Source organism: Hymenobacter sp. (assembly GCF_035709525.1).
Classification (GTDB): domain Bacteria; phylum Bacteroidota; class Bacteroidia; order Cytophagales; family Hymenobacteraceae; genus Hymenobacter.
Genome location: NZ_DASTEP010000037.1, coordinates 1 through 7,249, shown reverse-complemented (window position 1 = coordinate 7,249; position 7,249 = coordinate 1). Strand labels below are relative to the sequence as shown.

7 protein-coding genes are annotated in these 7,249 nt (G+C 64.5%); 2 read left to right on the top strand and 5 right to left on the bottom strand.

Features of this window, described 5'->3' with window-relative positions:
* Positions 1 to 82 precede the first annotated feature (82 nt).
* Positions 83 to 982 (bottom strand): anti-sigma factor, encoded by a 900-nt coding sequence (locus VFO93_RS03230; RefSeq protein ID WP_325132878.1) that lies wholly within the window; start codon positions 980 to 982, stop codon positions 83 to 85.
* Between the two features lie 17 nt (positions 983 to 999).
* Positions 1,000 to 1,560, bottom strand: a complete 561-nt coding sequence (locus VFO93_RS03225) for an RNA polymerase sigma factor (RefSeq protein ID WP_325132877.1) — start codon at positions 1,558 to 1,560, stop codon at positions 1,000 to 1,002.
* Between the two features lie 179 nt (positions 1,561 to 1,739).
* Between VFO93_RS03225 and VFO93_RS03220 the strand changes: the two genes are divergently transcribed.
* A complete protein-coding gene (locus VFO93_RS03220; protein ID WP_325132876.1) occupies positions 1,740 to 3,134 on the top strand; it encodes an NAD-dependent succinate-semialdehyde dehydrogenase in 1,395 nt (464 codons plus the stop codon).
* Positions 3,135 to 3,313: 179 nt separating this feature from the next.
* On the opposite strand, the gene dinB is transcribed toward VFO93_RS03220, so the two are convergent.
* From dinB to VFO93_RS03205, 3 genes are all read right to left on the bottom strand, one after another.
* Entirely contained in the window at positions 3,314 to 4,387 is a 1,074-nt protein-coding gene (gene dinB, locus VFO93_RS03215; protein ID WP_325132875.1) for a DNA polymerase IV, read from the bottom strand.
* A 124-nt stretch (positions 4,388 to 4,511) separates the two neighbouring features.
* The gene (locus VFO93_RS03210; protein WP_325132874.1) at positions 4,512 to 5,321 is read right to left on the bottom strand and encodes a YdcF family protein; all 810 of its coding nucleotides are present in this window, start codon (positions 5,319 to 5,321) and stop codon (positions 4,512 to 4,514) included.
* A 95-nt stretch (positions 5,322 to 5,416) separates the two neighbouring features.
* Positions 5,417 to 5,770 (bottom strand): thioredoxin family protein, encoded by a 354-nt coding sequence (locus VFO93_RS03205; RefSeq protein WP_325132873.1) that lies wholly within the window; start codon positions 5,768 to 5,770, stop codon positions 5,417 to 5,419.
* Between the two features lie 121 nt (positions 5,771 to 5,891).
* On the opposite strand from VFO93_RS03205, the gene VFO93_RS03200 reads away from it, so the two are divergent.
* The coding region (locus tag VFO93_RS03200) for a DUF7149 domain-containing protein (RefSeq protein ID WP_422653709.1) at positions 5,892 to 7,249 on the top strand (1,358 nt) is incomplete at its 3' end.

The window sequence follows — 7,249 nt, the reverse complement described above, 5'->3', positions numbered from 1 at the left end:
TACTTCCGTTGCCGGAAGCAGCGCGCCGCCTCTCACTGCCTGCTTATCAGTGGCATAGCCACCGATAAACTTCGCTTAGCGTCTAGATATTGCCTATCACCGTCATGGTATTGAGGGTGGGGCCGGCGCTGCCGCCGGTGGGCTCCACGGTCATGGCGAAGGCCTGGGCGCTGGCGATGTCCTTCATCTGCTGGAGGCCGTCGCCAGCCGTGGTAGCGGCGGTGAGCATCCCAGCATCGACAGGCTTGCCGTTATCGAGGGCCCAGAGCTGATACTGCTTGCCGGGGGGCAGCGGGGGTAGCTGGGCCACGTCGAGGTACACGCGGTGCGAGGCTTTGTTGTAGAGCACGCGGGCCTGGGCACTGGGGTGCGCGGGCGTGCCGGCCAGGGCTACCATTTTATACTCCTGGGGCGAGCGCAGCACGTGCAGTTGCTCCTGGGTGCTGCTGAGGCGGCGCTCCATCACCTGGGTGCTGGCGGCGTAGCGCGTCTGCTCGTTCAGGGCTACGGTGAGGTCGTGGCTAGTTTTCTGCCAGTTGGAGTACAGTAGTGCGTTGCCAACCAGACTCAGCAGCAGGGCTACCGAGGCGGCAATGGCCCAGCCGTTGCTGCGGCGGGTAGCGGGCGCGGCCACGGGGGCTGCGGCGCTGGCTACGTGCGGGTTAGAGGCCGAAACGCGCATGGTGGGTACCTCAGCAGCGGGGGCCGCCGGGGCTACGGGCGCAGCCGCCACGGGCGCGGTCGTCTGCTTGATGTCGGCGAGCACGCGACCGAGCACCCGCTCGCGCATGCCGGCGGGCGGCGTGATAGCGTACGCCTGGGCATACACGCCGAGGCCGGCGAGAAGGTCGTCGAGCTCCTGGCGCACCTCGGGGTAGCGGCGGGCCTGGGCCTCTACCTCGGCCTGGGCGGCGGGGTCGAGTTCGCCCAAAGCGTATTGCTCTAGGCGGCCAGATTCGATAATTGCTTGATAATTTTCCACGATAAAGACAGACGCGGTTAGCGGATAAGTTTGGCGAGAACCTTGAGGGCAGTTCGGGCTCGGGTTTTCACGGTGCCTAGCGGCAGGTTGAGTTCTTCGGCCGCCTCGCTCTGGGTGAAGCCGCCGAAATAGAGCAGGTCGATAACCTGGCGCTGCTCGGGCACTAGCTGCTTGGTAATATCCTGCAGGCCAACGTGCTCGGGGCGAAAAGTATCCGGGGCGGCCTGCCGCTGGGCGGTCAGGCTATCGTCGAGGCCCTGGGTGCGAGAACTTACGCGGTGCTGGCGCGAGCGGATTTTATCAATCGCTAAATTTCGACTAATATTCACAACCCATGTGAAAAGGCGGCCCTTGCTGGAATCGTAGGTTTCGATGGCGTGCCAGATTTTGACCAGCGCTTCTTGTAGCACGTCCTCCGACTCGTCTTCAGCCTTTACGATGCGGTTTATCACGCCGTAGAGCGCCGCCGAGTAGCGGTCGTAAAACTCGGTCATGGCCGTTTCGTCGCGGGCGCGCAGGCGGCTGACCAGCGCCGCTTCGGCGGCGGTGGGGGTGGAGATAAGGGATTCGTCAGACACGGCGAATAACAGATTTGAACATAACGGGTGGGATGCGCCTAATCGTTCGGCAACTGCGGGCGAAAATAGCAGGTTTCGAAGACAATGCTACCGCCCCAGCCGGGGCCGGCACAACCCTGCGGCCAGGTATAGGGTTTTAGCCCGAATAAAGTTGCCCAACCGGCCCTTGCTCTTTCCCTATGGCTATCGAATCGCACAACCCCTACACCGGCGAAGTTCTGCACCAGTTTCCGGCTTTCTCGGCCGCTGAAGTCGAACAAATACTGACCGAATCGCACCAGGCGGCGGCCGCGTGGCGCGCTACCTCCTATGCCGAGCGCGCCGCCGTGCTGCGCCGCGCGGCCGAGCTGCTGCGCCGCCGCCAGCACGAGCTGGCCCACCTCATGGCCATCGAAATGGGCAAGCCCGTGCGCGACGGCCGCGCCGAAGCCCAGAAGTGCGCCGCCTGCTGCGACTACTACGCCGCGCACGCCGAGGCTTTTTTGGCCGATGAGGAAATCAACGTCGAAAGCGGGCGCGGCTACCTGAGCTACGCGCCGCTGGGCGTGGTGCTGGCCATCATGCCCTGGAATTTTCCGCTGTGGCAGGTAGTGCGCTTTGCCGCGCCCGCCCTCATGGCCGGCAACGTGGGTTTGCTCAAGCACGCGCCCAACGTGCCGCAGTGCGCCCTGGCCCTCGAAACGCTGTTTCACGACGCTGGCCTGCCGCCCGCCGCCTTCCGCACCCTGCTCATCGAAACCGAGCCGGTAGCCGGCCTGCTCGCCGACGACCGCGTGGCCGCCGCTACCCTCACCGGCTCCGAAAGGGCGGGCGCGGCCGTGGCCGCCGCCGCCGGGCAGCACATCAAGAAAACCGTGCTGGAACTCGGCGGCTCCGACCCGTTCATCGTGCTGGCCGATGCCGACTTGCCTACCGCCGCCAAAACCGCCGCCCAGGCCCGCATGCTGAATGCCGGCCAGAGCTGCATCGCGGCCAAGCGCTTCATCATCGAAGCAAGTATTCACGACGAATTTGTGCGGCTACTCAAGGAAAACCTGCAAGCCCTGCACTACGGCGACCCGCTCGAAGAAGACACCAACTACGGCCCGCTGGCCCGCCTCGACCTGGCCGAAACCCTGACCCAGCAGGTGAACGACAGCGTGGCCCAGGGTGCGCAAGTAGAGCTGGCCGGCGGCCAGCCCGACCCCGCTTCGCCGCGCTTCAACCCGATGGTTCTCACCAACGTCCAGCCCGGCCAGCGGGCGTATACTGAAGAGCTATTCGGTCCCGTGGCGCTGGTTTTCAAAGCGCAGAATGCCGACGAGGCCGTGCGCCTCGCCAACGACTCGCGCTTCGGCCTGGGCGCGGCGGTGTGGACGAAAGATATCGCGAAAGCCGGCCAGATGGCTCGCCAGTTAGAAAGCGGCGCGGTGTTCATCAACGGGCTAGTGAAGTCGATGAACGAGCTACCGTTTGGCGGAGTGAAGAAATCGGGCTACGGGCGCGAGCTGTCGTACCTGGGCATCCGGGAGTTTGTGAACCAGAAGTCGGTGTGGATTAGGGAAGAAAAGGTGGAGGAGGGAAAATCGGAGTAAGCGTATTACCCCACCCCCGGCCCCTCCCCTCTGGGAGAGGGGAGCCGGACGAGTTTTGAGTTCTCAGTTTTGAGTTAAGAGTTCAGTAACTCAAAACTCTCAATTCAAAACTCTTAACTCACCGACAGGCTCCCCTCTCCCGGAGGGGAGGGGCCGGGGGTGGGGTAATACGCCAGGATTTACAAACCCAGCCCCAGCTGCTGCCCCGTGCCTCCCCCATCCGCGCCCTCCAGCCCCGACAAGGCCACCCCCAATAGCCGCACGCCCTGCGCGGGCGGCAGTAGCGGGGCCAGCAGCTCGTGGCTCACCTGCGTAAACTGCGCCAGCGTGCGCAGCGGCGAAAGCGCCGAGCGGCTGCGCGTGATTTGGCGAAAGTCGTCGTATTTCATTTTCAGCGTGACTGAGCGGGCCACTACGCCCAGGCGCTCGGCGCTGGCCCACACGCCAGCCAGCAGCGGCGCGAGGCTTTCGTAGAATTCGGCCGGTTCGGTGAGGCTTTGGAAGAACGTGGTTTCGGAGCCGATAGACTTGCGCACGCGGTCGGGCTGCACGGGGCGGTGGTCTTCGGCGCGGGCAATGGCGTAGTAGTAGCCGCCGGCCTTGCCGAAGTGCTGACGCAAAAACGCCTCTTCCTGCTGGCGCAAATCGTGGCCCGTGAAGATGCCCAGCGCCTGCATCCGCGCCGCCGTGGCCGGCCCGATGCCGTGAAACTGCCCCACCGCCAGCTTTTCCACGAAGGCCGCGCCCTCGTGCGGCCTGATTACAAACTGGCCGTCGGGCTTGCGGTAATCGGAGGCCAGCTTGGCCAGAAACTTATTGTAGGAAATGCCCGCCGAGGCCGTGAGGCCGGTTTCGGTTTTGATGCGGGCGCGCATTTCGCGGGCCCACTGCGTGGCCGTGGCGTGGGGCGGCAGCTGCGCGGTCACGTCAAGGTAGGCCTCATCCAGCGATAGCGGCTCGATGAGCGGCGTGTAGTCGGCCATGATGGCGCGCACCTGCGCCGACACGGCCCGGTACACCTCAAAGCGCGGCTTCACGAAAACTAGCTCGGGGCAGCGGCGGCGGGCGGTGCTCGATGGCATGGCCGAGCGCACCCCAAACTGCCGGGCCTCGTAGCTGGCGGCGGCCACCACGCCCCGGTCGCGGGCGCCGCCTACGGCCACGGGGCGGCCGCGCAGGGCGGGGTCGTCGCGCTGCTCCACGGAGGCGTAAAACGCATCCATGTCGAGGTGAATAATTTTGCGGGCTTCCATTCTGTGTGCCGTAAGCTTTAGCTTGCGAGCGAGCGCAGCGAGCAGCGGCGTAAACTAACGTTAGCAAACGTGCTCTTACGTGGCTGCTCGCTGCGCTCGCTCGCAAGCTAAAGCTTACGCTACATTAGCAATACCCCGCCACCTTATACACAACGTACCCGGCCATTTCGTGCAGCAGCAGACTCCAGCGGCTCAGGGCGTCGATGTCTGGCACCAGCCAGTAGTCGGGTGCCCAGCTGCGGTTAGTGCTATAAAAGTCAGCCGAAAAAGGCTGCGGGTGCAAGCCTACCTTAGCAAAGCAGCCGATGGCCCGCCGCTGGTGAAAGGCCGACGTAACCAGCACCAGAGACTTGATATTGGCGTGCTGAGCCAGTAGTTCTTTGGTGAATTTAGCGTTTTCGCGGGTGTTGCGGCTGCGCTCTTCGAGCAGAATATCAGCCGCCGGCACGGCCGCCAGCCGCAGCAGCGTGGCCAGGTCTTGGGCCTCGGTATTGCCGGCGCTGAATACCGCGCCCGAGCCGCCCGTGATGATGATGCGCCGCGCCCGCCCCGCCCGGTACAGCCACAGCGCATGGGTGAGGCGGTCGGCCCCGTGCTGCAAATACACCCGGTCGTGCGGCGACTTGCTGCCGCTCGTGATGCCCGTGAGCAGCACCACGGCATCGGCCGGGGCCACGGCGGCCAGCGCCACGGGTGGGCGCTCCCAGGCTAGCAGGGCTTCGTTTACGAGGGCGTTGTTGGTGCCCAGCAGTACCAGCAGGGCGGCGGCTTGCAGCCAGCGGCGCTGGTTGCGGCCGCTGGGCTGGCAGGCCAGCGCGCCCAGCAGCAGGGCCACCAGCCACACGGCCGGCAGCAGCACGAAATCGAGGGTTTTGGAGAGGAGGAAAAACAACGTAGGCGACGAGGTCAGGAAAGCAAAAATACGTTGGGTCATGCTGAGCGCAGCGAAGCATCTCTACCGCTTCCCCCAACGAGGCGGCAGAGATGATTCGCTGCGCTCAGCATGACCCAACGTATTACTAACAACCGCTACTTCACCGGCACAAAGGCCCGCAGGCGCTCTAGCTGGGCCACTACCTCAGCATCGGTGGTGAGGGCATCGCACTCGAGCAGGCGGCCCTGGCAGTAGCTCACGAAAAAGGGGGCTACTTTCTGCTGCATCATCTTTTTGGCCACCGGGTTTTCGTCCGAGTTCAGGCGCACGAAGAGGATGCCCACGTTTTCGGGCGCATCCACAAACTTGGCGAAGCCCGGCGACAGCGCCTCGCAGATGGCGCAGTTTTCGGAGGTGAACTTGGCAAACACCTTCAGGTGCTCGTGGATGAGGTGGCGGAGGTGTTCGTCATCGGCATCGACTACGTGCTGGCGAGCTTCTTCGGTCATAAAGCGGGAGTGGGAAAGATTGGCGGCTAAACCTCAGCCATGGGGCAAAGGTTCGCGCCACGAAGCCGCAGCGGGCGCGGGCCGCGCCGACAGCCCCGCGCCCGCGCCCTACATTCGCGCCATGCTTACGCTCCGCCCCGAAACGCCCACCCAGGCCCTCGACCTCGCTTTTCGCCGCCAAAAACCCACCCGCGCCCAGCTCGATGCCTTTGCCGGGGCGCAGGCCCAGCTGCTGGCCGCCATTAACCCGAACGAAAGCGAGGAGCACCTCAAAACCCACCTGCGCGATTTTCTGACCCACGCGGGCGTGCTGGGGCCGGGGCACTACCTCAACGTGAGCCAGCGCCGCGACATGGTGGTGCGCCTCGGGCCCACCGAGGCCAGCGCCGTGGGGCTGCTCATTGAGGTGAAGAAATTCGCTAACCCTAGCGAGATGGTAACCGTCGCCGACCTCAACCGCAAGGCAATGCACGAGCTGCTGCTCTACTACCTGCAAGACCGCCACGCCGGGGTGGCCGACAACCTGCGCCGCCTCGTCGTCACCAATGGCTACGAGTGGTTTGTGTTCGACGCGCTGGATTTTGACCGGCTGTTCTGGCGCCATACCGGCCTCAAAAACGACTTCCTAGCCTGGGCCGCCGGCAAGAAGGCCGGTAGCACTACCGCCTTTTTTTACAACGAAATTGCCCGGCCCTTTTTGGCGGAGCTAACCGGCGAGTTCGCCTTTGCCTACCTCGACCTGCGCCACGCCACCGCCTCCGAGCGCGACCTGCTCACGCGGGCCAAGCTCTTTCAGGCACCGCACCTGCTCAAGGCCCCCTTTGCCCAGGATGCCAACACCCTCAACCGGGCCTTTTACGAGGAGCTGCTCTACCTCATCGGGCTAGAGGAAGTGCCCGACAAGGGCCGCAAGCTCATCAAGCGCGTGGCCCCCGCCGAGCGCGAGCACGCCGGCTCGCTGCTGCGCAACACCATTGAGGTGCTCGAAAGCGAAGACCGGCTGGCCGACCTGCCTTCCGCCGAGCGCCAGGCCTACGGGGCTACCCCCGCGGCCCAGCTCTTTGGCGTGGCCCTCGAGCTGTGCCTCACCTGGGTCAACCGCCTCTTGTTTCTGAAGCTGCTGGAGGGGCAGCTGCGCCGCTACCACGCCACCAACCCGGCCGCCCTCACCGAGCAGTTCCGGTTTCTGACGCCCGCCCTGCTCCCCGATTTTGATACCCTGAACGACTTGTTTTTTAAAGTCCTCAACAAGCCCGCCGACCAGCGCACCGCCGAAATCAGGAAGCGCTACGGCCACCTGCCCTACCTCAACTCCTCGCTCTACGAAACTACCGAGCTGGAGCGCCGCACTATCACGGTGCGCGAGCTCAACGACCAACTCACGCTGCCCTACCACTCGCGTAGCGTGCTGCCCCACCCCAAGTTAGGCGGTGGTCGTCGTCGGGGCCGGAGTGTCCTCCCCGTGAACTTAGTTCACGG

What these genes read in the sequence shown, in the direction of transcription:
- VFO93_RS03220 (WP_325132876.1), top strand. Translation starts at nt 1,740, where the DNA reads ATGGCTATCGAATCGCACAACCCCTACACCGGCGAAGTTCTGCACCAG.
- dinB (WP_325132875.1), bottom strand. Translation starts at nt 4,387, where the DNA reads ATGGAAGCCCGCAAAATTATTCACCTCGACATGGATGCGTTTTACGCC.
- VFO93_RS03210 (WP_325132874.1), bottom strand. Translation starts at nt 5,321, where the DNA reads ATGACCCAACGTATTTTTGCTTTCCTGACCTCGTCGCCTACGTTGTTT.
- VFO93_RS03205 (WP_325132873.1), bottom strand. Translation starts at nt 5,770, where the DNA reads ATGACCGAAGAAGCTCGCCAGCACGTAGTCGATGCCGATGACGAACAC.